Consider the following 23,549-nt stretch of genomic DNA (forward strand, 5'->3'; position numbering starts at 1 on the left):
CAAGTCTCTGTTCGGTGGACGGACGCGCGGAAACTCAGCTCTTTTCCAGCGCCCAGACGTCGCTCTCGATGCTTTCGAACCGTTCCTTCAGGTACGACTGCACGTCGAGGATCGCCTTGTTGTAGAAGTGCGGGGCGAACTCGCGGGCGAAGAAGTCGAGCAGTTCCTCGGCCTCGAAGGAGCCCAGCTCCAGTTCGAAGCGGTCCTCCATGAAGCGCTTGATCGCCAGCACCGCGTCCTGGGTCTGCGCGGCGTCCAGCTGGAGGATCGGCGTCTTGCTCTTCGCCCTGGCCATGGCCTACCAGCGCCCGTCCCAGGCCACGAAGTTCTGCAGCAGTTGCAGGCCGTGGGCATGGCTCTTTTCCGGGTGGAACTGCACGGCGAAACGCGAGCCCTCGGCCAGCGCGGCGGCGAAATCGACGCCGTAGTGCCCATGCCCCACCACCTGGCGCGGATTGCCGGCCTCGATGTAGTAGCTGTGCACGAAGTAGAAGCGCGCCTGGTCGGGAATCTCGTGCCACAGCGGGTGTTCCACCGCCTGGCTCACCTGGTTCCAGCCCATGTGCGGCACCTTCAGGTGCTCGCCGGCTTCGCGCAGGTCCTTGCCGAAGAAACGCACCTGGCCGGGGAACAGACCGATGCAGTCGACCCCGTCGTTTTCCTCGCTGCGCTCCAGCAATGCCTGCATGCCGACGCAGATGCCGAGGAACGGGCGGTCCTGGCTGACCTCGCGGACCAGGGCGTCGAAGCCCAGGCGGCGGATCTCGGCCATGCAATCGCGGATCGCGCCGACCCCGGGGAACACCACCCGGTCGGCCTCGCGGATCACCGCCGCGTCGCTGCTCACCAGCACCCGGCCGGCGCCGACGTGCTCGAGCGCCTTGGCCACCGAGTGCAGGTTGCCCATGCCGTAGTCGATCACGGCTACCGTCTGCATCACAGGCACCCTTTGGTCGACGGCATCTGCCCGGCCATCCGCTCGTCCAGCTCGATGGCCATGCGCAGCGCGCGGCCGAAGGCCTTGAACACGGTCTCGATCTGGTGGTGGGTGTTGTGCCCGCGCAGGTTGTCGATGTGCAGGGTCACCTGGGCGTGGTTGACGAAGCCCTGGAAGAATTCCATGAACAGGTCGACGTCGAAGCCGCCGACGCTGGCACGGGTAAAGGGTACGTGCATCTGCAGGCCGGGCCGCCCGGAGAAGTCGATGACCACCCGCGACAGCGCCTCATCGAGCGGCACGTAGGCGTGGCCGTAGCGGCGGATGCCCTTCTTGTCGCCGATGGCCTTGGCGAAGGCCTGGCCGAGGGTGATGCCGATGTCCTCGACGGTGTGGTGATCGTCGATATGCAGGTCGCCCTTGCACTCGATGTCCAGGTCGATCAGGCCGTGGCGGGCGATCTGGTCCATCATGTGGTCGAGGAAGGGAACCCCGGTATCGAACCGGGCCTTGCCGGTCCCATCCAGGTCGATGGAGACCTTGATCTGGGTCTCCAGGGTGTCGCGCGCGACGGATGCCTTGCGTTCGGCCATCACCAGCTCCACAGCTAACACTGCACGTAATTATAAGAGGGCCAGCATTATAGGCAGGCCCGGGCTGGCGCTGCCAGCCGCGACCGTCGGCGCGAATCGCCCCACGGGCGGCGGGCCAGGCCTTACACTGCGCTCCTTCCATCCCGCCGCGGAGAGCCGCATGCCCGTGATCGTCGAAACCCTCGCCCAACCCAGCGCCCAGGATCGCCTGGACCTGGCGAAGATCTACGCCGACGCGCCGCACTGGCTGTTCGCCCCGCATGCCGACGCCGCCGCGCTGGTCGAAGCCGGGCTGGCCGCCGGCGAGCTGATCGCCGGCCGCTTCAACGACCGCCTGCTCGGCGCCGCCCTGCTGCGCCGCGATGCCGACGCCTGGCGCCTGTCGCATCTCTGCGTGCGCGGCATCACCCGCGGCCGCGGGGTCGGCCGACGCCTCCTCGACGAAGCCCGGCGCCTGGCCGGTGAAGCCGGCAAGCCGCTGCGCCTGGCCGCCCCGGACGGCCACCTGGAATCCCGCGCCCTCGCCGCGCGTCACGGGCTGCCGCTGGACAGCCTCTGATATGCTCGGCGGCGGTCCCCGCCAAGGAGTTCCGCCATGTCCTTTTCCGCCGCCGAACGCGCCGCCCTGCTCGCCCTCAAGGGTGTCGGCCCGACCGTGCTGCAACGCCTGGAACAGATGGGCCTGGACAGCTTCGCCCGGCTGCGCGACAGCGACGCCGCGAGCATCCTCGCCGGCGGCGCGGCGCTGACCGGCTCCAGTTGCTGGAAGAACAGCCCGCAGGCGCGCGCCGCCATCGACGCGGTCCTGCAGCGCGCGGTCAGCGACGCATGAACGATATCGACGTACTGGTGATCGGCGCCGGAGTCCTCGGCCTGGCCTGCGCCGCGCGCCTGGCCGAAGCCGGCCACGGTGTACTGGTGGCGGAGCGCGAACGCCTGGCCGGCAGCCACACCTCCAGCCGCAACTCCGAAGTCATCCACGCGGGCCTCTATTACCCACCCGGCTCGCTCAAGGCCGAACTCTGCGTCGAGGGCCGCGAACGCCTGTATGTCTGGTGCGCGCGCCACGGCGTCGGCCACCGGCGCATCGGCAAGCTGCTGGTGGCGGTGGCGGACGGCGAGCGGGAAAAGCTCCAGGCCCTGCATGACAATGCCCGTGCCTGCGGGGTCGACGACCTGTCGCCATTGGACGGCGCCGGTCTGCGTGGACTGGAACCGCAGGTCCGTGGCGTAGCCGCGCTGTTCTCGCCGAGCACCGGGATCATCGACAGCCATGCCTTCCTGCAGTCCCTGCAGGCCGCCGCCGAGCGCCGAGGCGCACAGCTGGCGCTGGACACCCGGGTCGACTGCCTGGAGCGTCGCGACGGCGGCTGGCACGCCGAAGGCCGGAGCGTCGGCGAACCCTTCCAGTTGCGCGCGGGATGGGTGATCAATGCCGGCGGCCTGTTCGCCCAGGAACTGGCGCAACGCACCGAAGGCCTCGACCCAGCCCTGGTGCCCACCCTGCACCTGTGCCGGGGCCGCTACTTCTCCTACAGCGGCCGCTCGCCGTTCCGCCACCTGGTCTACCCGATGCCCGAGGCTCGCACCGCCGGCCTCGGCATCCACGCCACCCTCGACCTCGGCGGCCAGCTGCGCTTCGGTCCCGACGTCGATTACCTCGAGCGGGTCGACTACCGCGTCGACGAATCCCTGCGCCAGCCCTTCGCCCAGGCCATCTCGCGCTATTTCCCCGGCCTCGACCCACGCCGCCTGGTGGCCGGCTACGCCGGTATCCGGCCCAAGCTCGGCGGGCCCGGGGAACCCGCCGCCGACTTCGTCCTCCAAACCCCTGCCGAGCACGGCCTGCCCGGCCTGGTCAACCTGTTCGGCATCGAGTCGCCGGGCCTCACCGCCAGCCTGGCGCTCGCCGAGCGGGTCGCGCGGGCGCTCTGACGCGGTTTTTTCGTTTCGCTTCGAAGGAATCCAGGGTCGGCCTGCGAAAACGCCGTTGTTATACTCGCCCGCACATTCATCGCCGCCAGCACAAAGGATTCGTCCATGAAAGCATTCGGCAAGGTCCTGGGGCTGTTCCTCCTGGGGCTCTTACTGCTCGTCGTGGCCCTGGGCTTCGCCCTGACCCACCTGTTCGATCCCAATGACTACAAGGACGAAATCCGCCAGATCGCCCGCGACAAGGCCAACCTGGAGCTGGACCTGAAGGGCGACATCGGCTGGAGCCTGTTCCCCTGGCTGGGCCTGGAGCTGCACGACACCAGCATCGCCAGCGTCGCCACGCCGACCAGGCCGTTCGCCGACCTGCAGATGCTCGGCCTGTCGGTGCGGGTCCTGCCGCTGCTGCGCAAGGATGTGCAGATGAGCGCGATCCGCGTCGAAGGCCTGAGCCTGGACCTGGTCCGCGACAAGCAGGGCAAGGGCAACTGGGAAAACATCGGCAAGCCGGCCCAGCCCCAGGCCCCGGCCGCTCCTTCCGCCACCCCGCCGGCAGCGGACGGCAAGGGCGCCCAGGCGCAGGCACCGGAGCAGGCGCCGCAGAACGACAGCCCGCGCCCCCCGATCAAGCTCGACATCGACAGCCTCAATGTCAACAACGCCCGCGTCACCTACACCGACGAAGCCAGCGGCAAGCAGTACAACGTCGAGGGCATCGAGCTGAGCACCGGCGCGATACGCGAAGGCAGCAGCATTGCGCTGAAGCTCAACGCCTACCTGGGCACCAACCAGCCGGTGATGCGGGCCAAGACCGAACTGACCGGCAACCTGCGCTTCGACACCGCGCTCAAGCGCTACCAATTGGAAGACGCCAGGCTCTCCGGCGAGGCCTCGGGCGAGCCGCTGCAGGGCAAGACCGTCACCTTCTCCGCCCAGGGCCAGCTGCTGCTCGACCAGTCGGCGCAGATCGCCGAGTGGAACGGCCTGAAGCTGAGCGTCAACCAGTTGCGCGCACTCGGCGAACTCAAGGCCCGCGAGCTGGACAAGGACGCCAAGTTCAGCGGCGGCCTGTCGATCGCGCCGATGAACCTGCGCGAGTTCCTCGCCGGCATCGGTGTGACCCTGCCGGCCATGGCCGATGCCAACACCCTCGGCAAGTTCGAGCTGAACACCCGCCTGGCCGGCAGCCGCAACAGCCTGAATCTCGAAGACCTCAAGCTGGGTCTGGACGACACCGCCTTCAGCGGCCGCTTCGGTATCGCCGATTTCGCCAGGCAATCGCTGCGCGCCCAGCTCAAGGCCGACAAGCTCGACCTCGACCGCTACCTGCCGGCCAAGGCCAAGCGAGCCCAGGATGCCGCCAGCGCCACGCGCAAGGCGGAAGTCGACGCCACCGTGGCCAGTGCCGCCCAGGGCAACACGCCGCTACCGGAGAAACCGACCAGGCAGGCCTGGAGCGACGCGCCGCTGCTGCCCATGGCGACCCTGCGCAAGCTCGACCTGGACGTGGCGCTGAACGTCGGCCGGCTGACCGTCGAGAAGCTGCCGATCGACGACGCCAGCCTGAAGCTGCGTGGCCAGGGCGGCGTGATCAGCCTCGACGACATGCGCGGCGGGCTGTACAACGGCCGCTTCAACGCCAAGGCCAACCTCGACGTACGCCAGGACAGCGCCGTGCTGACCGCCACCAAGCACATCGCCAACGTGCCGGTGGAGCGTCTGCTCGAAGCCCAGGGCAAGAAACCTCCGGTGAAGGGACTGCTCGACCTCGACGCCGACATCCGCACGAGCGGCAACAGCGAGAAGTCCTGGATCGACCATCTCAACGGCAGCGCGCGTTTCAGCCTGATCAACGGCGTACTGCCCGACGCCAACCTGGAGCAGCAGCTCTGCCAGGGCATCGCTACCCTCAACCGCAAGGCTCTCGCCGGTAGCCACGGCGGCAAGGACACGCCTTTCCGCGAGCTCAAGGGCAGCCTGAACTTCACCAACGGCGTGGCCAGCAACCCTGACCTGAAGGCGGCCATTCCAGGCCTGGCGGTGAGCGGCCACGGCGATATCGACCTGCGCGTGCTGGGCATGGACTATCGCATCGGCGTGGAGATCCAGGGCGATAAGAGCGACATGCCGGACCCGGCCTGCCAGGTCAACCAGCGCTACGCCGGCATCGAATGGCCGCTGCTCTGCCGCGGCCCGCTGGAACTCGGCGCCAAGGCCTGCCGCCTGGACAGGGAAGGCCTGGGCAAGGTCGCCGCGAAACTGGCCGGCAATCGCCTCAACGAAAAACTCGAAGAGAAGCTCGGCGACAAGATCAGTCCCGAGCTGAAAGACGCACTCAAAGGGCTGTTCAACCGCAAATGACACCTGAAGGCTTCAACGGCGCGGTCCTCGACTGGTACGACCGCCACGGTCGCAAGGACCTGCCCTGGCAGCAGGACATCACCCCCTACCGGGTGTGGGTCTCGGAGATCATGCTGCAACAGACCCAGGTCAGCACCGTGCTCGGCTACTTCGACCGCTTCATGGAGGCCCTGCCCGACGTCCAGGCGCTGGCCGCGGCGGCCGAGGACGAAGTCCTGCACCTGTGGACCGGGCTCGGCTACTACAGCCGTGCGCGCAACCTGCACAAGACCGCGCGGATCGTGGTCGAGCGGCATGCCGGGGAATTCCCCCGCGACGTCGAGCAGCTCGCCGAGCTGCCCGGCATCGGCCGCTCCACCGCCGGCGCCATCGCCAGCCTGTCGATGGGCCTGCGCGCGCCGATCCTCGACGGCAACGTCAAGCGCGTGCTGGCGCGCTACCTGGCGCAGGACGGCTATCCCGGCGAGCCGAAGGTGGCCCGGGCGCTGTGGGAGGCCGCCGAGCGCTTCACCCCGCACGCACGGGTCAACCACTACACCCAGGCGATGATGGACCTCGGCGCCACTCTCTGTACGCGCAGCAAGCCCAGTTGCCTGCTTTGCCCGCTGCTGGCCGGCTGCCGCGCGCACCTGCTCGGCCGCGAGACCGACTACCCGCAGCCCAAGCCGCGCAAGGCCCTGCCGCAAAAACGCACGCTGATGCCGATCCTGGCCAATCGCGAGGGCGCCATCCTGCTCTACCGGCGGCCGTCCAGCGGACTCTGGGGCGGGCTCTGGAGCCTACCCGAGCTGGACGACCTCGACGACCTCGCGCCACTCGCCGCCCGGCATTCGCTGGCCCTTGGCGAGCGCCGCGAACTGAGCGGCCTGACCCATACCTTCAGTCATTTCCAGCTGGCCATCGAGCCCTGGCTGGTGGCGGTGGAAGCCGCTCCGCCCGCCGTGGCCGAGGCCGACTGGCTCTGGTATAACCTCGCCACCCCGCCGCGCCTGGGCCTCGCCGCTCCGGTGAAGAAACTGCTCAAGCGCGCAGAACAGGAACTCGGACGCGGCACGGCCGCGTGAATGCCGGGCCCGCGGCCCGGCGGCAACTGCAGGAGAACGACCATGAGCCGCACCGTGATGTGCCGCAAGTACCACGAAGAGCTGCCCGGCCTCGACCGCCCGCCGTATCCGGGCGCCAAGGGCGAGGACATCTACAACAACGTGTCGCGCAAGGCCTGGGACGAGTGGCAGAAGCACCAGACCATGCTGATCAACGAGCGTCGCCTGAACATGATGAACGCCGAGGATCGCAAGTTCCTCCAGCAGGAGATGGACAAGTTCCTCTCCGGAGAGGACTACGCCAAGGCCGACGGCTACGTGCCGCCATCCGCCTGACCCCACCCCGCCCAACGGAGGCCGCCATGACCCCACCCCTCTCTGGCCCGCCTCCGATCCGCACCGCGCTGATCGGCTACGGCTTCGCCGGCAAGACCTTCCACGCCCCGCTGATCCGCGCGGTGCCTGCGCTGCGCCTGGAGCGCGTGGTCTCGCACGACGCCGGGCGGGTGCACGCCGACCTGCCCGAAGCCCGGGTCAGCGCCGATCCGGATGAAGCCATCGAGGCCGTCGACATCGACCTGGTGGTCATCGCCTCGCCCAACGCCACCCACGCCGACCTCGCCGAACGGGCCTTGCGCGCCGGCAAGCACGTGGTGGTGGACAAGCCGTTCACCGTCACCCTGGCCGAAGCCCGGCGCCTCGCCGACCTCGCCCGCGAGCGGCCTGGGCAGATGCTCTCGGTGTTCCAGAACCGCCGCTTCGACAGCGACTTCCTCGCCGTGGAGGCCGCCTTGCAGGCCGGCAGCATCGGCCCGGTACGCTACTTCGAATCGGCCATCGAGCGCTTCCGCCCGCAGGTCCGCGACCGCTGGCGCGAACACGACCTGCCCGGCTCCGGGCTGTGGTTCGACCTCGGCCCGCACCTGCTCGACCAGGCGCTGTGCCTGTTCGGCGTACCGCAGCGGGTGCACGGCCACCTGCGCCGGCTGCGCGAGGGCGCGCTGACCGACGACTGGTTCGAGGTCCTGCTCGACTATCCGCACTGCCAGGTGGCGCTGCGCGCCAGCATGCTCGCCGCCAATCCGGCGCCACGCTTCAATGTGCACGGCGACCACGGCAGCCTGCTCAAGGCCGGCGCCGACATCCAGGAAGCGCAGTTGCTCCAGGGCCTGTGCCCCGGCTCCGCCGGCTGGGGCCGCGATCCCGACCTGCTGCAGCACATCGACGGCCAGGGCCTGCGCCAGTCGCTGGTCACCCCGGCCGGCGACCAGAGCCGCTACTACCAGGCGCTGGCCGCCGCCATCCGCGGCCAGTCGGACAACCCGGTGTCGGCGGAACAGGCCTGCGCGCTGATGGCCCTGCTGGAGTTGGCACGACGCTCCGCCGAGGAAGGCCGGGGCCTGCCGGTGGAACTGCGCGACGAGGAACGCCAGGCCTGGAACTGAGGCCCGGCAGTCCGGCGGAAACCGCGAGGGGATCGTAAGGCGTTAAAAAACAAAAAAAATTTCTTCGCCGGTGTTGACACTGCCGCGCTAAACCCGTTTAATTGCGCCCCGTTGCCCAGGTAGCTCAGTTGGTAGAGCAGGGGATTGAAAATCCCCGTGTCGGCGGTTCGATTCCGTCCCTGGGCACCATGAACACGACGAAAAGGCTCACCTCCGGGTGGGCCTTTTTGCTTTCCGCCGTTCGCCTAGACGTGCTGCCCGCCGTTGACGTGGATTTCCGCGCCGTTCACGTAGGACGCGCCGCTGGTGCAGAGGAAGTAGATCAGCGAGGCGATCTCCTCCGGCCGGCCGAGGCGGTGCAGCGGGATGCTGCGCTCGACGATCTCCTCGGTGCCCGGCGAGAGGATCGAGGTGTCGATCTCCCCCGGCGCGATGGCGTTCACCCGCACCCCATGCGGGCCGAAGTCGTGGGCCATCTCGCGGGTCAGCGCGGACAACGCCGCCTTGGAAGTGGCGTAGGCCACCCCGGCGAACGGATGCACCTTCGAGCCGGCGATGGAGGTCACGTTGATCACCGTTCCCTGCGCCGCCTTCAGCTCGGCGAACAGGCCGCGCGCCAGCAGCGCGGTGGAGAACAGGTTGACGTTGAACACCCGCAGCCAGGTGGCGTAGTCGGTCTCCAGCACGCCGAGGCGTTCGCCGCCTTCGCCCTTGGGCGAGATGCCGGCGTTGTCCACCAGCGCGTGCAGCCGGCCGTCGCCGAGCTTGTCGCGGATCAGTTCCAGGCTGGCCTCGACGCCGGGAATGTCCTCCAGGTCCAGGTGGATGTGGTTCTCCTCGCCGTCCGCCCAGGGACATTCGCTGGCCCAGCTCTGCCGCGACGCGGTGAACACCCGCCAGCCCGCGGCGTTGAAGTACTTCACCGTGGCATGCCCGATACCGCGGCTCGCCCCGGTCAGCAACAGGGTCTTTCTCTCCGCCATACACCCTCCGTGAAGACCTGCAGGAATGAACGCGATTCGCACAGCCTACAAGGAATGACGAATCGCCGCGGCGGATCTTTCGCCCATCCCGGCGAACGGCCGAGCGCGAGCCAGGCGGTGCCGATAGACTAGGCGGACCTTGCCCGGACACCCGACCGATGCTGAAGAGAAGCTTCAACTCCCTGCTCACCACCTGGCTCGCCGGCCTGCTGCTGATGCTCCCGCTGGTACTCACCGTGGCCTTGCTGGCCTGGGTGGTCAGCCTGCTGAACCGTTTCGTCGGTCCTTCCAGCCTGATCGGCCGCGGCTTCGCCGCCATCGGCCAGCCATTGGCCGGCGATTCACCGCTGGCCTACCTGCTCGGCACCGCGCTGCTGCTGGTAGCCATCTACCTGCTCGGCCTCGGCGTGCAGCTCGGCCTGAAGCGACCGCTGGCCCACCTCTTCGACCTGACCCTGCGGCGCACCCCGCTGATCGGCAACCTGTACAACCTGGCCGACCGCTTCGTCGGCCTGCTGGACAAGAAGCAGGACGCCGACATCGCCGCGATGAGCCCGGTGTGGTGTTTCTTCGGCGGCGACGGCGCCGCCGTGCTGGCGCTGATGCCCAACCCCGAGCCGGTGGAGCTGGACGGCCGCGCGCACTATGCGATCCTGGTGCCGACCGCGCCGATCCCGGTGGGCGGCGGCCTGCTCTACGTTCCTGTGGAATGGGTGAAACCGGCACAGATCGGCATGGACACCTTCACCAGCATCTACGTGTCGATGGGCATCACCCCGCCGCCGCCACGGGCCGCGGCCAAGGTCCTGGGCGGAGCGGACGGGGAAGAGCCAGCGGCGCGCACCTAGGCCGCGCGACGCGCCCGCGAACGGGGCAGCCCGCAACGTCCGGGCTCCGCTTCAGGTCAGGCTTCCCTGGGAGTTTCCGACGAAAGCCGACAGTTTTGTTCCTACGCGACAGCGCACTGCAGCGATGTGACAAGATGCCGCCAACCCCGCTCCAGAGGCACGTCGCCTGCTTGGCTCCGGTTGAAACGCTGTGCTAGCTTGCCTTCGCCAGGAAGGCCCTTCCAATCCGAATAACAAGAGGAAAATCCATGGCCGAGGCCACCCCCGCACTGGAAATCCGTAACCTGCACAAGCGCTACGGCGACCTCGAAGTGCTCAAGGGCATCTCCCTCACCGCCCGCGACGGCGACGTGATCTCCATCCTCGGATCGTCCGGCTCGGGCAAGTCCACCTTCCTGCGCTGCATCAACCTGCTGGAGAACCCGCACCAGGGCCAGATCCTGGTCTCCGGCGAAGAGCTGCGCCTGAAGAAGAGCAAGAACGGCGACCTGGTCGCCGCCGACAGCCAGCAGATCAACCGGCTGCGCAGCGAGCTCGGTTTCGTCTTCCAGAATTTCAACCTGTGGCCGCACATGAGCATCCTCGACAACGTGATCGAGGCGCCGCGCCGCGTGCTGGGCAAGAGCAAGGCCGAGGCGATCGAGATCGCCGAGGGCCTGCTGGCCAAGGTCGGCATCGCCGACAAGCGCCACAGCTATCCGGCGCAGCTTTCCGGCGGCCAGCAGCAGCGCGCGGCCATCGCCCGGACCCTGGCCATGCAGCCCAAGGTGATCCTGTTCGACGAGCCCACCTCGGCGCTCGATCCGGAAATGGTACAGGAAGTGCTTAACGTGATCCGTGCGCTCGCCGAAGAGGGCCGGACCATGCTGCTGGTCACCCACGAAATGAGCTTCGCCCGCCAGGTTTCCAGCGAGGTGGTATTCCTCCACCAGGGCCTGGTAGAAGAGCAGGGAACGCCGCAACAGGTTTTCGAAACCCCCCAGTCGGCGCGCTGCAAACAGTTCATGTCCAGCCACCGCTAACGGAGCAACACCGCATGAAGAACTATAAGAAGATCCTGCTGGCCGCCGCTGCAACCCTGGCCTTCGCCCTCGACGCCAGCGCCGCCGACAAGCTGCGCATCGGCACCGAAGGCGCCTACCCGCCCTTCAACGGCATCGACGCCAGCGGCCAGGCGGTCGGCTTCGACCTCGACATCGGCAAGGCGCTGTGCGCCAAGATGAAGACCGAGTGCGAGGTGGTGACCTCCGACTGGGACGGCATCATCCCGGCGCTGAACGCCAAGAAGTTCGACTTCATCGTCGCGTCCATGTCGATCACCGACGAGCGCAAGCAGGCGGTCGACTTCACCGATCCCTACTACACCAACAAGCTGCAGTTCGTCGCACCGAAGAGCGTCGACTTCAAGACCGACAAGGACTCCCTGAAGGGCAAGGTGATCGGCGCCCAGCGCGCCACCATCGCCGGCACCTGGCTGGAAGACAACATGGCCGACGTGGTCACCATCAAGCTCTACGACACCCAGGAGAACGCCTACCTCGACCTCTCCTCGGGGCGCCTGGACGGCGTGCTGGCCGACAAGTTCGTGCAGTACGACTGGCTGAAGAGCGACGCCGGCAAGGAGTTCGAGTTCAAGGGCGAACCGGTGTTCGACAACGACAAGATCGGCATCGCCGTGCGCAAGGGCGACCCGCTGCGCGAGAAGCTCAACGCCGCGCTGAAGGAAATCGTCGCCGACGGTACCTACAAGAAGATCAACGACAAGTACTTCCCCTTCAGCATCTATTGATGCCAAGCCAGGCCAGCGCCGGGCGCGTCCCGGCGCCGGCCGCCTTCAGGCCTGACTTCTCATGATTCTCGACCTGCATGGGTTCGGCGACCAGTTGCTCGCCGGTACCTGGATGACCCTCAAGCTGTCGCTGGCGGCGGTCTGCGTGGGGCTGCTGCTCGGCCTCCTCGGCGCCATCGCGAAGACTTCGAAGTACGCCGCCCTGCGTTTCCTCGGCGGCACCTACACCACCATCGTCCGTGGCGTGCCGGAAACGCTCTGGGTACTGATGATCTATTTCGGCACGGTGAGCGGCCTGAACGCCCTCGGCGACCTTTTCGGCAAGCCGGACCTGGCGCTCTCACCGTTCGCCGCCGGCACCCTGGCCCTCGGCCTGTGCTTCGGCGCCTACGCCACCGAGGTGTTCCGCGGCGCGCTGTTGTCCATTCCGCGCGGCCATCGCGAGGCCGGCCAGGCGCTCGGCCTGTCGCCCGGACGGATCTTCTGGCGCATCGTCCTGCCGCAGATCTGGCGGGTCGCCCTGCCCGGCCTGGGCAACCTGTACCTGATCCTGCTGAAGGACACCGCGCTGGTCTCCCTGATCACCCTCGACGAGATCATGCGCAAGGCGCAGGTCGCCTCCAACGCGACCAAGGAACCCTTCACCTTCTACATGACCGCGGCCGCCATCTACCTGAGCCTCACGGTCGTCATCATGGTCGCCCTGCACTTCCTCGAACGTCGCGCCGGCCGTGGTTTCGTGAGGAACGAGCTATGAGCGAGTGGGAGCTGATCCTCAAGTGGATGCCGAAGATGCTCCAGGGCGCGGCGCTGACCCTGGAGCTGCTGGCGATCGCGGTGGTCGCAGGGCTCGCCCTGGCCCTGCCGCTGGGCATCGCCCGCGCCTCGCGACACTGGTACGTGCGCGCGCTGCCGTACGCCTATATTTTCTTCTTCCGTGGCACGCCGCTGCTGTTGCAGCTGTTCATCGTCTACTACGGCCTGGCGCAGTTCGAGGAAGTGCGCAAGAGTGCCTTCTGGCCCTACCTGCGCGATCCGTACTGGTGCGCGCTGCTGACCATGACCCTGCACACCGCAGCCTACATCGCCGAGATCCTTCGCGGCGCGATCCATTCGGTGCCGGTCGGCGAGGTGGAGGCCGCCCGCGCCCTCGGCATGTCGCGGCGCCAGGCGCTCTGGCACATCATCCTGCCGCGCGCGGTACGCATCGGCCTGCCGGCCTACAGCAACGAAGTGATCCTGATGCTCAAGGCCAGCGCGGTGGTCTACACCGTGACCCTGTTCGACATCATGGGCATGGCCCGCACCATCATCGCCCGCACCTACGAATCGATGCTGTTCTTCTGCCTGGCCGGCGCGCTGTACCTGGTGATCACCATCGTGCTGACGCGGATCTTCCGCCTGATCGAACGCTGGTTGCGGGTCGACGCCACCCAGGGCCGCTGAGCGGGCGCTTTCCGATGCCCGCGGGGCGGCTATAATCGCCGCCCCGTTTTGCCGCCACCGCTCGCATCGTGTCCGAAACTCTTTCCTTCCTCAGTGGCGACGCCCTGTCGCAGCGCTTCCTCGCGCTGGATGCGTTCCTGCTCGAACACCAGCGGCTCTGGCGGCCCCGGCCGTTCAGCGAAACGACCCTGGCGTGGGAAGCCGAACACGCCGAGCTGGCGTCATGGCTGCGCGGGCGCAGCCTCGAACAGGCCGATGCCGAGCACAACCAGCCCACCCGCCTGGCCGCACCCGCCCCTTATCCGCAACTCGCCGCCCGGGCCGCGGCGCTGGGCGCGGTCGGCGAACTGCCTTTGGCGGAGCGCCCGCAGGCACCGAACCGCTTCAATGTCGACGTACCGGGACGCAAGTGGCAGCAGATCGGCCTGTTCGCCGGGCGTCTGCGGTTCGCCCGGCCAGCCGCCCACTGGCTCGACTGGTGCTCCGGCAAGGGCCATCTCGGCCGCCTGCTGGCCCACACCGGGCAGCCGCTGACCTGCCTCGAGCACGACCCGGCGCTGGTCGCCGACGGGCAACGCCTGAGTGACCGCCTGGGTCTCTCCGCCCATCATCTCCGGCAGGACGTGCTCGCCGCCGATTGCGCCGAACGCCTGCTTCCCGAACATACGCCGGTGGCCCTGCACGCCTGCGGCGAACTGCACCTGCGCCTGCTGCGCCTGGCCAGCCAGGCCGGCTGTCGCCAACTGGCGGTGGCGCCATGCTGCTACAACCGCATTCCGGGGCCTTTCTACCAGCCGCTGTCGCAAGCGGCAGGCCGATCGCCGCTCGCGCTATCGCTCGACGACCTGCGCCTGCCCCTCAGCGAGACCGTCACCGCCAGCCAGCGGGTACGTCGTCAGCGCGACCAGTCGATGGCCCGGCGCCTGGGCTTCGACCTGTTGCAACGCGAACTGCGCGGGATCGACGAGTACCTCAGCGTGCCTTCCCTTCCGCTGGCCTGGCTGGCACGTCCATACGCCGACTACTGCCGCGAAATCGCCCTTCTCAAGGGGCTTCCCGAGCCGGCGGCACGCGACTGGCAGGCGCTGGAGGCGGCCGGCTGGCGGCGCCTGGCTGTGGTTCGCAACCTGGAACTGGTGCGCGCCCTGTTCCGTCGCCCGCTGGAACTCTGGCTGCTGCTGGACCGCTGCCTGTACCTGGTCGAGCAGGGCTACGCCGTTCGCCTGGGCGAGTTCTGTCCGTCTTCCCTGTCTCCGCGCAACCTGCTGATCCTTGCGGAACGCAGCTGACACGGCGTTTCAGGTGTTTACCCACACAACCTGTGGATAAGTCTGGTGACAAGTTATGGGAAACATCTGCCGGGAGGCCCGTATCCAGGCACGGACAATGCTGTTCAAAAAATGAACAGAAAAAAGAAAATCCATATAAAACAATAGTTTGATAACAAGCGAAATAACCGGAGCGGCTCTTAGAGCATTTCCTTCCTATTCCTTGCCCGCTTGTGCATAAGCCTGGCTTTCCGGTTAATTCGAAAGTGGACTCCAGCATCGGCAATAGTTGCAAAACGGCATCGGATAACGTTCGAAGGAACGGATTGTTCTTTTATTGCAACAGCTGACCTCTTGTTAATCGCTGCCTAGGCAGTATTATTTTGAAACACTTTACTGCCCAGACAGCGATCTCTCCCCCATGGGTCACTACAGCGCTTCCGATTTTCCCTTCAAGGGCTCCATTGGCCAGCTCATCGGCGTCAGCGCCGCGACCAAGGACCGCATCCTCGAGAAGCACCTCGCCGCGCTGGACATCACCGCCGCGCAGTTCAAGGTGCTGATCTTCGTCGGTCTGAACCGCGCCAACAGCCCGGTCGAATTGTGCCGCGAGCTGTCGCTGGACAGCGGCTCGATGACCCGCATGCTGGCGCGCCTGGAAAAGAAGGGCCTGCTCCTGCGCGGTCGCTGCCCCGAGGACCGCCGTTGCGTGCGCCTGGAACTCAGCGAAGCCGGGCGGCGCGTGCAGGAGCAGCTTCCGCAGATCGCCTCGGCGGCGATGAACGAGCTGGTCGCCTGCCTGAGCACGGAAGAATTGCAGACGCTGACCCATCTGCTGACCAAGGTTCTGCTACACGCCGGCTGCCCTCGGGCCAGCCTGCAGGAGTCCTGATCCATGCCGCTCCCCCTTTTCCATCCCTGGCCACAGCGGCTGGCCCTGGCCTCGGCGATCCTCCTGGCCGCCGGCTGCGTCACTTCCGAAGGCCTGGAGCCGAACGCCCGTCTGCAACAGGCTGGCGCCCTCCAGGCAGGCAGAAGCCTGGACGGCGTAGCCCTGTCGCCAGCGGCCTGGCCGCGCCAGGACTGGTGGACCGGGCTCGGCGACCGCCAGCTCGACCAGTTGATCGCCGAGGCCCTGCAAGGCACGCCGGACCTGCAGATTGCCGAGGCCCGCGCGCGCCAGGCAGCGGCAACGGCCCAGGCGCAAGATGCCGCGCGCCAGCCGACGCTGGACGCCAAGGCCAGCTATTCCGGAGCCCGCGCGCCGACCAGCGTCGCCCCAGCACCGCTCGGCGGGCGCTACTCGGCGATCAAGTACCTGTCGCTCGGCTTCAACTACGACTTCGACCTCTGGGGCGGCGAACGCGCCGCCTGGGAAGCCGCCCTCGGCCGGGCCAATGCGGCACAGGTCGACAGCCAGGCCGCGCGCATCGGCCTGTCGGCAAGCATCGCCCGCGCCTACAGCGATCTCGACCATGCCTTCACCGTGCGCGATCTCGCCGAGGAAGAACTGAAGCGCTCGCAGCGCATGACCGAACTGAGCCAGAAACGCATGAGCGCCGGGCTCGACAGCAAGGTCCAGCTGCAACAGACGCAGACCCAGCTGGCCACCGCCCGCCAGCAGCTCAGCGCCGCCGAGCAGGACATCGCCAGCGCCCGCATCGCCCTCGCCATGCTGCTGGGCAAGGGGCCCGATCGCGGTCTCGAACTGCAGCGGCCGCAACCGCTGAACCCGGCCAGCCTGAGTCTGCCCGCGGTACTCCCGGCGGAGCTGCTCGGCCGCCGCGCCGACATCGTCGCCGCGCGCTGGCGGGTCGAGGCGGCAAGCCGCGACATCGACTCGGCGAAGACCGAGTTCTATCCCAACCTCAATCTCGGCGCGATGGCCGGCCTCGCCGCTCTGCACACCAGCGACGTGTTGCAGGCGCCGAGCCGCTTCTTCCAAGTGGCGCCGGCGATCTCCCTGCCGATCTTCGACGGTGGCCGCCGCCGCGCCAACCTGGCCGGACGCGACGCCGACTACGACCTGGCCGTCGGCCAGTACAACAAGACCCTGGTCCAGGCCCTCGGCGAGGTCAGCGACGACCTCGGCAAGTTGCGCTCCCTCGGGCAGCAGGTGGTCGACCAGCGCCAGGCCCGCGATATCGCCAGGTCCAACTTCGACCTGGCCATGCGTCGCTACGGCGAAGGCGTCGGCAGCTACCTCGACGCCCTCAGCGTGCAACAGCAACTGCTGGTCGCCGAACGCCAGTTGGCCAGCCTGCAGAGCCAGCAGATCGATCTCTCCGTCCAGCTGGTCCAGGCCCTGGGCGGCGGCTTCCAACCCGACTCCCGCTCCGCCGCGCTCGCCAACGCGCCGACCGAATGAACGAGGCACCCACCATGACGACCGCCAACAGCGAAACCCCGGCCGGCAACCCGAAGCGCAAGCGCTGGCTGCTGATCCTGCTCGCCGTGATCATCCTCGGCACCCTGGCCAGCGTGGCCTGGGAATTCTTCTATGGGCGCTGGCACGAGGACACCGACGACGCCTACATCAACGGCAACGTGGTACAGATCACGCCGCAGATCGTCGGCACCGTGGTCAGCATCGGCGCCGACGACGGCGACCTGGTGCGCAAGGGCCAGGAGTTGGTGCGCTTCGATCCCAGCGACGCCGACATCGCCCTGCAACGCGCCGAGGCCAACCTGGCCCATACCGTGCGCCAGGTACGCGGCCTGTTCAGCAACGTCGACGGCTATCGCGCCGAGGTCGCCACCCGCAAGGTCGCGCTGGCCAAGGCCGAGGCCGACTACAGGCGGCGCAAGAACCTCGCCGACGACGGCGCCATTTCCCAGGAAGAACTGGCCCATGCCCGCGACGCCCTGGACAGCGCGAAAGCCTCGCTGACCAGCTCGGAACAGCAGTTGAACACCAACCGCGCGTTGGTCGACGACACCCAGATCACCTCCCACCCGGACGTCAAGGCCGCCGCCGCGCAACTGCGCCAGGCCTACCTGGACGATGCCCGCTCGACCATCGTCGCGCCGGTCACCGGCTACGTCGCCAAGCGCAGCGTGCAGGTCGGCCAGCGCGTGCAACCGGGCAATGCGCTGATGGCGGTGGTCCCGCTGGAGCAGATCTGGATCGACGCCAACTTCAAGGAAACCCAGCTCAAGCACATGCGTATCGGCCAGCCGGTGGAGATCCGCTCCGACCTCTACGGCAGCGACGTGCGCTACAGCGGCACCGTCGACAGCCTCGGCGTGGGCACCGGCAGCGCGTTCTCCCTGCTGCCGGCGCAGAACGCCACCGGCAACTGGATCAAGATCGTCCAGCGGGTGCCGGTGCGCATCCATATCGATCCGGAAGAATTGCAGAAGCATCCGCTGCGCATCGGCCTGTCGATGGACGTCAAGGTCGACCTGCATGACCAGAGCGGCCCGGCCCTGGCCCAGCAGCCACCGCGCGAAGCGCTGTTCTCCACCGATGTCTACCAGCAGCAACTGGCCTCCGCCGACAAGCTGATCGAACGCCTGATCGAAGCCAACCTCGCCGAAGACCACGGCAAGACCGCCCAGCGTTGAGCCAGCCAGCATGAGCGAAAGCAGCAGCTTCTCCCCGCCCAGCCTGGTGATGGCGACCATCGGCCTGTCCCTGGCGACTTTCATGCAGGTGCTCGACACCACCATCGCCAACGTCGCCCTGCCGACCATCTCCGGCAACCTCGGGGTGAGCTCGGAACAGGGCACCTGGGTGATCACCTCGTTCGCCGTGAGCAACGCCATCGCCCTGCCGCTGACCGGCTGGCTGGCCCGGCGGGTCGGCGAGGTGCGCCTGTTCATCGCCGCCGCGCTGCTGTTCGTACTCGCCTCGTTCCTCTGCGGCATCGCCCAGTCGATGCCCTCCTTGGTCGGCTTCCGCGCCCTGCAGGGATTCGTCGCCGGGCCGCTGTATCCGATCACCCAGACCCTGCTGATCTCCATCTACCCACCGGCGAAACGCGGCATGGCGCTGGCCCTGCTGGCGATGGTCACGGTGGTGGCGCCGATCGCCGGGCCGATCCTCGGTGGTTGGATCACCGACGACTACAGCTGGCCGTGGATCTTCTTCATCAACGTGCCGGTCGGCCTGTTCGCCGCCTTCGTCGTCTACCAGCAACTGAAGGCGCGCCCGGTGGTGATCAGGAAGGCGCCGATGGACTACGTCGGCCTGATCGCCCTGGTGATCGGCGTCGGCGCCCTGCAGGTCGTCCTCGACAAGGGCAACGACCTGGACTGGTTCGAGTCGAACTTCATCGTCGGCGGCGCGCTGATCGCGGCGATCGCCCTGGCCTTCTTCGTCATCTGGGAATTCACTGACCGCCATCCGATCGTCAACCTGCGCCTGTTCGCCCACCGCAACTTCGCCGCCGGCACCCTGGCTCTGGTGCTGGGCTATGCCGCGTTCTTCGGCATCAACCTGCTGCTTCCGCAATGGCTACAGACCCAGATGGGTTACACCGCCACCTGGGCCGGGCTGGCCGCCGCGCCAATCGGCATCCTGCCGGTGTTCCTCTCGCCGCTGGTCGGCCGCTACGCCAACCATTTCGACCTGCGCATGCTCGCCGGCCTGTCGTTCCTGGCGATGGCGATCACCTGCTTCATGCGCGCCAATTTCACCACCGAGGTCGACTACCAGCACATCGCCATCGTGCAGTTGATCATGGGGCTCGGCGTGGCGTTCTTCTTCATGCCGATCCTGAGCATCCTGCTTTCCGACCTGCCGCCGGACCAGATCGCCGATGGCTCCGGCCTGGCCACCTTCCTGCGCACCCTCGGCGGCAGCTTCGCCGCCTCGCTGACCACCTGGATCTGGAACCGCCGCGCCATCCAGCACCACGCCTACCTGAGCGAGAACATCAGCCTCTACGACCCGGCCACCCACGAAACCCTCGCCCAACTCGGCGGCAACACCCAGACGAACGCGGCGCTGCTCGACCGGATGGTGCAGAGCCAGGCCTACATGATGTCCACCATCGACTACTTCACCATGCTCGGCTGGCTGTTCCTCGCCCTGCTGGTGATCATCTGGCTGGCCCGCCCGCCGTTCGGCGCCAAGCCCGGCGCAGCCGCCTCCGGGCATTGAGGACGAACGGCATTCAGGCAGGAAAATCAGTGGTTTACTCCTGGCGGCGGCTGGCTATAATGTCGCCCTCTTCGCCGGTATAGCTCAGCTGGTAGAGCAACTGACTTGTAATCAGTAGGTCCCGGGTTCGACTCCTGGTGCCGGCACCATGAATCCCCGAAAGCCCCGCCTCGCGCGGGGCTTTTTTGTTTTATCCTCCTAGCTGCCGCCCGATGATGGCACTTCGCATAGAATGCCGGGTCATATGCACCTACCAGATCTGGGGTTGGCAGGAACGCCACTTTTCCCGTACTAATCGTCGTCTTCACGATCGATTGGTACACCTTGGCGGGACGTGCCGAAGCAGCCCTACGGACAACCACTGCTTGAACAAGGTATGACTCATGACGATTCTCGTGACCGGCAGCGCCGGCTTCATCGGCGCCAATTTCGTGCTCGACTGGCTGGCCCTGCATGACGAGCCGGTGGTCAGCCTCGACAAGCTCACCTACGCCGGCAACCGGCAGAACCTCGCCAGCCTCGACGGCGACGCCCGGCATACCTTCGTCGCCGGCGATATCGGCGATAGCCAGTTGGTAGCCCGCCTGCTCGCCGAGCACCAGCCGCGGGCGATCCTCAACTTCGCCGCGGAATCCCATGTGGACCGCTCGATCCACGGCCCCGAGGACTTCATCCAGACCAACATCGTCGGCACCTTCCGCCTGCTGGAAGAAGTGCGCGCCTACTGGGGCGCGCTGGAGCCGGAAGCGAAGGCGGCATTCCGCTTCCTCCATGTTTCCACCGACGAAGTCTATGGCTCGCTGGCACCGAGCGACCCGGCCTTCACCGAGAACAACCGCTACGAGCCGAACAGCCCCTACTCGGCGTCAAAGGCGGCCTCCGACCACCTGGTGCGGGCCTACCACCACACCTATGGGCTGCCGGTGCTGACCACCAACTGCTCGAACAATTACGGCCCCTACCACTTCCCGGAAAAGCTCATCCCACTGGTGATCCACAACGCCCTGGCCGGCAAGCCGCTGCCGATCTACGGCGACGGCCAGCAGATCCGCGACTGGCTCTACGTCAAGGACCATTGCAGCGCCATCCGCCGGGTCCTGGAAGCCGGCCAGTTGGGCGAGACCTACAACGTCGGCGGCTGGAACGAAAAGGCCAACCTCGACGTGGTCGAGACCCTCTGCGCCATCCTCGACCAGGAGCAACCGCGCGCCGATGGCCACAGCTATCGCGAGCAGATCACCTTCGTCAAGGATCGCCCGGGCCACGATCGCCGCTACGCCATCGATGCCACGCGCCTGGAGCGCGAGCTGGGCTGGAAGCCGGCGGAAACCTTCGAGACCGGCATCCGCAAGACCGTGCGCTGGTATCTGGACAACCAGGACTGGGTGGCCAACGTGACCAGCGGTGCCTACCGCGAGTGGGTGGGTAAGCAGTACGCATGAACCGGATCCTCCTCCTCGGCGCCAACGGCCAGGTCGGCTGGGAGCTGCAGCGCGCCCTGGCGCCGCTGGGCGAACTGCTGGTCTGCGACCGCCGGCGCGCCGACCTCGCCGACCCCGAAGGCCTGGCGCGACTGGTTCGCGCCGAGCGGCCGCAGTTCATCGTCAACGCCGGTGCCTATACCGCAGTGGACAAGGCCGAGAGCGATGCCGACAACGCCCGCCTGATCAATGCCCGCGCCGTCGCGGTGCTGGCCGAGGAGGCCGCGGCCTGCGGCGCCTGGCTGGTGCATTACTCCACCGACTACGTGTTCGACGGCGCGGGCAGCGCGCCCTTCGCCGAGGACGCGCCGACCGGCCCGCTCAGCGTCTATGGACAGACCAAGCTGGAAGGCGAGCAGGCCATCCGCGCCAGTGGTTGCCGCCACCTGATCTTCCGCACCAGCTGGGTCTACGCCGCGCGCGGCGGGAATTTCGCCAGGACCATGCTGCGCCTGGCCGGGCAACGCGACGAACTCAAGGTCGTGGCCGACCAGTTCGGCGCACCGACCAGCGCCGAACTGATCGCCGACGTCACCGCCCAGGCCCTGCAGCGCCTGCGCTGGGACGCCGATCTGGCGACGCGGGCCAGCGGCACCTACCACCTGGTCGCCAGCGGCGAGACCTCCTGGCACCTCTATGCGCGCTTCGTCATCGAGCAGGCGCTGGAGCGGGGCTGGGAATTGAAGACGGAGCCGCAGCGGGTCCTGCCCATCACCACCGCCGACTACCCGGTACCGGCGAAACGTCCGGCCAACTCGCGCCTGGACAACCGCAAGCTGCAACAGGTCTTCGGCCTGGTGCTGCCCGACTGGCGCTACCATGCCGGACGCATGATCCAGGAACTGAGCGAACAGGGACCACTATGAAACGCAAGGGCATCATCCTCGCCGGGGGCTCGGGCACCCGCCTGCACCCGGCCACGCTGGCCATCTCCAAGCAACTGCTGCCGGTGTACGACAAGCCGATGATCTACTACCCGCTCAGTACCCTGATGCTGGCGGGCATCCGCGAGATCCTGATCATCTCCACTCCGCAGGACACCCCGCGCTTCCAGCAATTGCTGGGCGACGGCGCCCACTGGGGCCTGGACCTGCAATACGCCGTGCAACCCTCGCCGGACGGCCTGGCCCAGGCTTTCCTGATCGGCGAATCGTTCATCGGCGACGACCTTTGCGCGCTGGTCCTGGGCGACAACCTGTATTACGGCCACGACTTCCACGAACTGCTCGGCAGCGCGTCGCAGCGCGAGAGCGGCGCCAGCGTCTTCGCCTACCACGTGCTGGACCCGGAGCGCTACGGCGTGGTCGAGTTCGACCAGGGCGGCAAGGCCATCAGCCTGGAAGAGAAACCGCTCAAGCCGAAATCGAATTACGCGGTCACCGGCCTGTACTTCTACGACCAGCAGGTGGTGGACATCGCCAAGGGCCTGAAACCTTCGCCGCGCGGCGAGCTGGAGATCACCGACGTCAACCGCGCCTACCTGGAGCGTGGCCAGCTCAGCGTGGAGATCATGGGCCGCGGCTACGCCTGGCTGGATACCGGCACCCACGACTCGCTGCTCGAGGCCGGCCAGTTCATCGCCACCCTGGAAAATCGCCAGGGCCTCAAGGTGGCCTGCCCGGAAGAGATCGCCTACCGGCAGAAGTGGATCGACGCCGCGCAACTGGAAAAACTCGCCGCGCCGCTGGCCAAGAATGGCTACGGCCAATACCTGAAGCGACTGCTGACCGAGACCGTGTACTGATGAAAGCGACCCGCCTGGCGATTCCCGACGTGATCCTCTTCGAACCCAGGGTGTTCGGCGACGACCGCGGCTTCTTCTTCGAAAGCTACAACCAGCGCGCGTTCGAGGAAGCCTGCGGCCATCCGGTCAGCTTCGTCCAGGACAACCATTCGCGCTCGGCCCGTGGTGTCCTCCGCGGCCTGCACTACCAGATCCAGCAGGCCCAGGGAAAGCTGGTGCGCGCCACCCTCGGCGAGGTGTTCGACGTGGCCGTCGACCTGCGGCGCGGCTCGCCGACCTTCGGCCAGTGGGTCGGCGAGCGGCTGAGCGCGGAGAACAAGCGGCAGATGTGGATCCCGGCCGGCTTCGCGCACGGTTTCGTGGTGCTCAGCGAATACGCCGAGTTCCTCTACAAGACCACCGACTTCTGGGCGCCGGAATACGAGCGCAGCATCGTCTGGAACGACCCCGACCTGAAGATCGACTGGCCGCTGCGGGAAGCCCCGCTGCTCTCCGAGAAGGACCGCCAGGCCAAGGCCTTCGCCGAGGCCGACTACTTCCCCTGAACGCCTACGGGCGATCGGGCTCGCCGC

25 protein-coding genes and 2 tRNA genes are annotated in these 23,549 nt (G+C 67.3%); 23 read left to right on the top strand and 4 right to left on the bottom strand.

The window, feature by feature from the left end; all coding sequences use genetic code 11:
* Positions 1 to 34: 34 nt before the first annotated feature.
* Genes PSPA7_RS28040 through hisB form a run of 3 tightly spaced genes read right to left on the bottom strand, consistent with a single transcriptional unit; the run spans position 35 to position 1,530 of the window.
* Entirely contained in the window at positions 35 to 295 is a 261-nt protein-coding gene (locus PSPA7_RS28040) for a DUF2164 domain-containing protein (RefSeq protein WP_003150581.1), read from the bottom strand.
* A gap of 3 nt (positions 296 to 298) precedes the next feature.
* Positions 299 to 937 carry an imidazole glycerol phosphate synthase subunit HisH gene (gene hisH, locus PSPA7_RS28045; RefSeq protein ID WP_012077787.1) on the bottom strand — a complete coding sequence of 213 codons (639 nt, stop codon included), beginning with the start codon at positions 935 to 937 and terminating at the stop codon, positions 299 to 301.
* Positions 937 to 1,530, bottom strand: coding sequence for an imidazoleglycerol-phosphate dehydratase HisB (hisB, locus tag PSPA7_RS28050; RefSeq protein ID WP_003096088.1), 594 nt, complete (start codon positions 1,528 to 1,530; stop codon positions 937 to 939). The genes hisH and hisB overlap by 1 nt, the downstream gene beginning before the upstream one ends.
* A gap of 160 nt (positions 1,531 to 1,690) precedes the next feature.
* Between hisB and PSPA7_RS28055 the strand changes: the two genes are divergently transcribed.
* From PSPA7_RS28055 to PSPA7_RS28090, 8 genes are all read left to right on the top strand, one after another.
* Complete coding sequence (locus PSPA7_RS28055) at positions 1,691 to 2,089, top strand: acetyl-CoA sensor PanZ family protein (protein WP_012077788.1); 399 nt, start codon at positions 1,691 to 1,693, stop codon at positions 2,087 to 2,089.
* A gap of 36 nt (positions 2,090 to 2,125) precedes the next feature.
* A complete protein-coding gene (locus PSPA7_RS28060) occupies positions 2,126 to 2,362 on the top strand; it encodes a hypothetical protein (RefSeq protein WP_012077789.1) in 237 nt (78 codons plus the stop codon).
* Positions 2,359 to 3,465, top strand: a complete 1,107-nt coding sequence (locus tag PSPA7_RS28065) for an NAD(P)/FAD-dependent oxidoreductase (RefSeq protein ID WP_012077790.1) — start codon at positions 2,359 to 2,361, stop codon at positions 3,463 to 3,465. The genes PSPA7_RS28060 and PSPA7_RS28065 overlap by 4 nt, the downstream gene beginning before the upstream one ends.
* Positions 3,466 to 3,570: 105 nt before the next feature.
* Positions 3,571 to 5,823, top strand: coding sequence for an AsmA family protein (locus PSPA7_RS28070; protein WP_012077791.1), 2,253 nt, complete (start codon positions 3,571 to 3,573; stop codon positions 5,821 to 5,823).
* Positions 5,820 to 6,887, top strand: a complete 1,068-nt coding sequence (mutY, locus tag PSPA7_RS28075; protein WP_003152859.1) for an A/G-specific adenine glycosylase — start codon at positions 5,820 to 5,822, stop codon at positions 6,885 to 6,887. The genes PSPA7_RS28070 and mutY overlap by 4 nt, the downstream gene beginning before the upstream one ends.
* Before the next feature lie 42 nt (positions 6,888 to 6,929).
* On the top strand, positions 6,930 to 7,202 hold the full coding sequence (locus PSPA7_RS28080; protein ID WP_003096100.1) for an oxidative damage protection protein: 273 nt from the start codon (positions 6,930 to 6,932) through the stop codon (positions 7,200 to 7,202).
* A 26-nt stretch (positions 7,203 to 7,228) separates the two neighbouring features.
* Complete coding sequence (locus PSPA7_RS28085) at positions 7,229 to 8,311, top strand: oxidoreductase (protein ID WP_012077792.1); 1,083 nt, start codon at positions 7,229 to 7,231, stop codon at positions 8,309 to 8,311.
* A gap of 113 nt (positions 8,312 to 8,424) precedes the next feature.
* A tRNA-Phe gene (locus PSPA7_RS28090) sits at positions 8,425 to 8,500 on the top strand.
* Between the two features lie 56 nt (positions 8,501 to 8,556).
* Here the strand turns inward: PSPA7_RS28090 and PSPA7_RS28095 are convergent.
* Positions 8,557 to 9,294 carry an SDR family NAD(P)-dependent oxidoreductase gene (locus tag PSPA7_RS28095; protein ID WP_003152844.1) on the bottom strand — a complete coding sequence of 246 codons (738 nt, stop codon included), beginning with the start codon at positions 9,292 to 9,294 and terminating at the stop codon, positions 8,557 to 8,559.
* Positions 9,295 to 9,452: 158 nt separating this feature from the next.
* On the opposite strand from PSPA7_RS28095, the gene PSPA7_RS28100 reads away from it, so the two are divergent.
* The 15 genes from PSPA7_RS28100 to rfbC all read left to right on the top strand — a co-directional run bounded on the left by PSPA7_RS28100 (position 9,453) and on the right by rfbC (position 23,522).
* Positions 9,453 to 10,142, top strand: a complete 690-nt coding sequence (locus PSPA7_RS28100) for a DUF502 domain-containing protein (protein WP_012077793.1) — start codon at positions 9,453 to 9,455, stop codon at positions 10,140 to 10,142.
* A 248-nt stretch (positions 10,143 to 10,390) separates the two neighbouring features.
* Positions 10,391 to 11,164 (top strand): ABC transporter ATP-binding protein, encoded by a 774-nt coding sequence (locus PSPA7_RS28105; RefSeq protein ID WP_012077794.1) that lies wholly within the window; start codon positions 10,391 to 10,393, stop codon positions 11,162 to 11,164.
* Positions 11,165 to 11,178: 14 nt separating this feature from the next.
* Complete coding sequence (locus tag PSPA7_RS28110) at positions 11,179 to 11,931, top strand: ABC transporter substrate-binding protein (protein ID WP_003096156.1); 753 nt, start codon at positions 11,179 to 11,181, stop codon at positions 11,929 to 11,931.
* Positions 11,932 to 11,992: 61 nt separating this feature from the next.
* The gene (locus PSPA7_RS28115) at positions 11,993 to 12,688 is read left to right on the top strand and encodes an ABC transporter permease (protein WP_003110597.1); all 696 of its coding nucleotides are present in this window, start codon (positions 11,993 to 11,995) and stop codon (positions 12,686 to 12,688) included.
* Positions 12,685 to 13,377 (top strand): ABC transporter permease, encoded by a 693-nt coding sequence (locus PSPA7_RS28120; RefSeq protein ID WP_003152840.1) that lies wholly within the window; start codon positions 12,685 to 12,687, stop codon positions 13,375 to 13,377. Before PSPA7_RS28115 ends, PSPA7_RS28120 begins: the two co-directional genes overlap by 4 nt.
* Before the next feature lie 68 nt (positions 13,378 to 13,445).
* Entirely contained in the window at positions 13,446 to 14,666 is a 1,221-nt protein-coding gene (locus tag PSPA7_RS28125) for a methyltransferase (RefSeq protein ID WP_012077795.1), read from the top strand.
* A 400-nt stretch (positions 14,667 to 15,066) separates the two neighbouring features.
* Positions 15,067 to 15,537 (top strand): MarR family winged helix-turn-helix transcriptional regulator, encoded by a 471-nt coding sequence (locus PSPA7_RS28130; RefSeq protein WP_003152836.1) that lies wholly within the window; start codon positions 15,067 to 15,069, stop codon positions 15,535 to 15,537.
* Positions 15,538 to 15,540: 3 nt separating this feature from the next.
* Positions 15,541 to 17,013, top strand: a complete 1,473-nt coding sequence (locus PSPA7_RS28135; RefSeq protein ID WP_012077796.1) for an efflux transporter outer membrane subunit — start codon at positions 15,541 to 15,543, stop codon at positions 17,011 to 17,013.
* Positions 17,014 to 17,027: 14 nt separating this feature from the next.
* On the top strand, positions 17,028 to 18,212 hold the full coding sequence (locus PSPA7_RS28140; RefSeq protein WP_033999894.1) for an HlyD family secretion protein: 1,185 nt from the start codon (positions 17,028 to 17,030) through the stop codon (positions 18,210 to 18,212).
* Positions 18,213 to 18,222: 10 nt separating this feature from the next.
* Positions 18,223 to 19,752: a DHA2 family efflux MFS transporter permease subunit gene (locus PSPA7_RS28145; protein ID WP_012077798.1), complete on the top strand. Its 1,530-nt coding sequence runs from the start codon at positions 18,223 to 18,225 to the stop codon at positions 19,750 to 19,752.
* Positions 19,753 to 19,825: 73 nt separating this feature from the next.
* Positions 19,826 to 19,901, top strand: a tRNA-Thr gene (locus PSPA7_RS28150).
* Between the two features lie 234 nt (positions 19,902 to 20,135).
* Positions 20,136 to 21,194: a dTDP-glucose 4,6-dehydratase gene (gene rfbB, locus PSPA7_RS28155; RefSeq protein ID WP_012077799.1), complete on the top strand. Its 1,059-nt coding sequence runs from the start codon at positions 20,136 to 20,138 to the stop codon at positions 21,192 to 21,194.
* On the top strand, positions 21,191 to 22,099 hold the full coding sequence (gene rfbD / locus PSPA7_RS28160) for a dTDP-4-dehydrorhamnose reductase (protein WP_012077800.1): 909 nt from the start codon (positions 21,191 to 21,193) through the stop codon (positions 22,097 to 22,099). Before rfbB ends, rfbD begins: the two co-directional genes overlap by 4 nt.
* Positions 22,096 to 22,977 (top strand): glucose-1-phosphate thymidylyltransferase RfbA, encoded by an 882-nt coding sequence (gene rfbA / locus PSPA7_RS28165; protein ID WP_003153915.1) that lies wholly within the window; start codon positions 22,096 to 22,098, stop codon positions 22,975 to 22,977. Before rfbD ends, rfbA begins: the two co-directional genes overlap by 4 nt.
* Entirely contained in the window at positions 22,977 to 23,522 is a 546-nt protein-coding gene (gene rfbC, locus PSPA7_RS28170; RefSeq protein ID WP_003153917.1) for a dTDP-4-dehydrorhamnose 3,5-epimerase, read from the top strand. Before rfbA ends, rfbC begins: the two co-directional genes overlap by 1 nt.
* The last annotated feature ends 27 nt before the right edge of the window (positions 23,523 to 23,549 follow it).

The organism is Pseudomonas paraeruginosa PA7 (assembly GCF_000017205.1).
In the GTDB taxonomy this organism is placed as follows: domain Bacteria; phylum Pseudomonadota; class Gammaproteobacteria; order Pseudomonadales; family Pseudomonadaceae; genus Pseudomonas; species Pseudomonas paraeruginosa.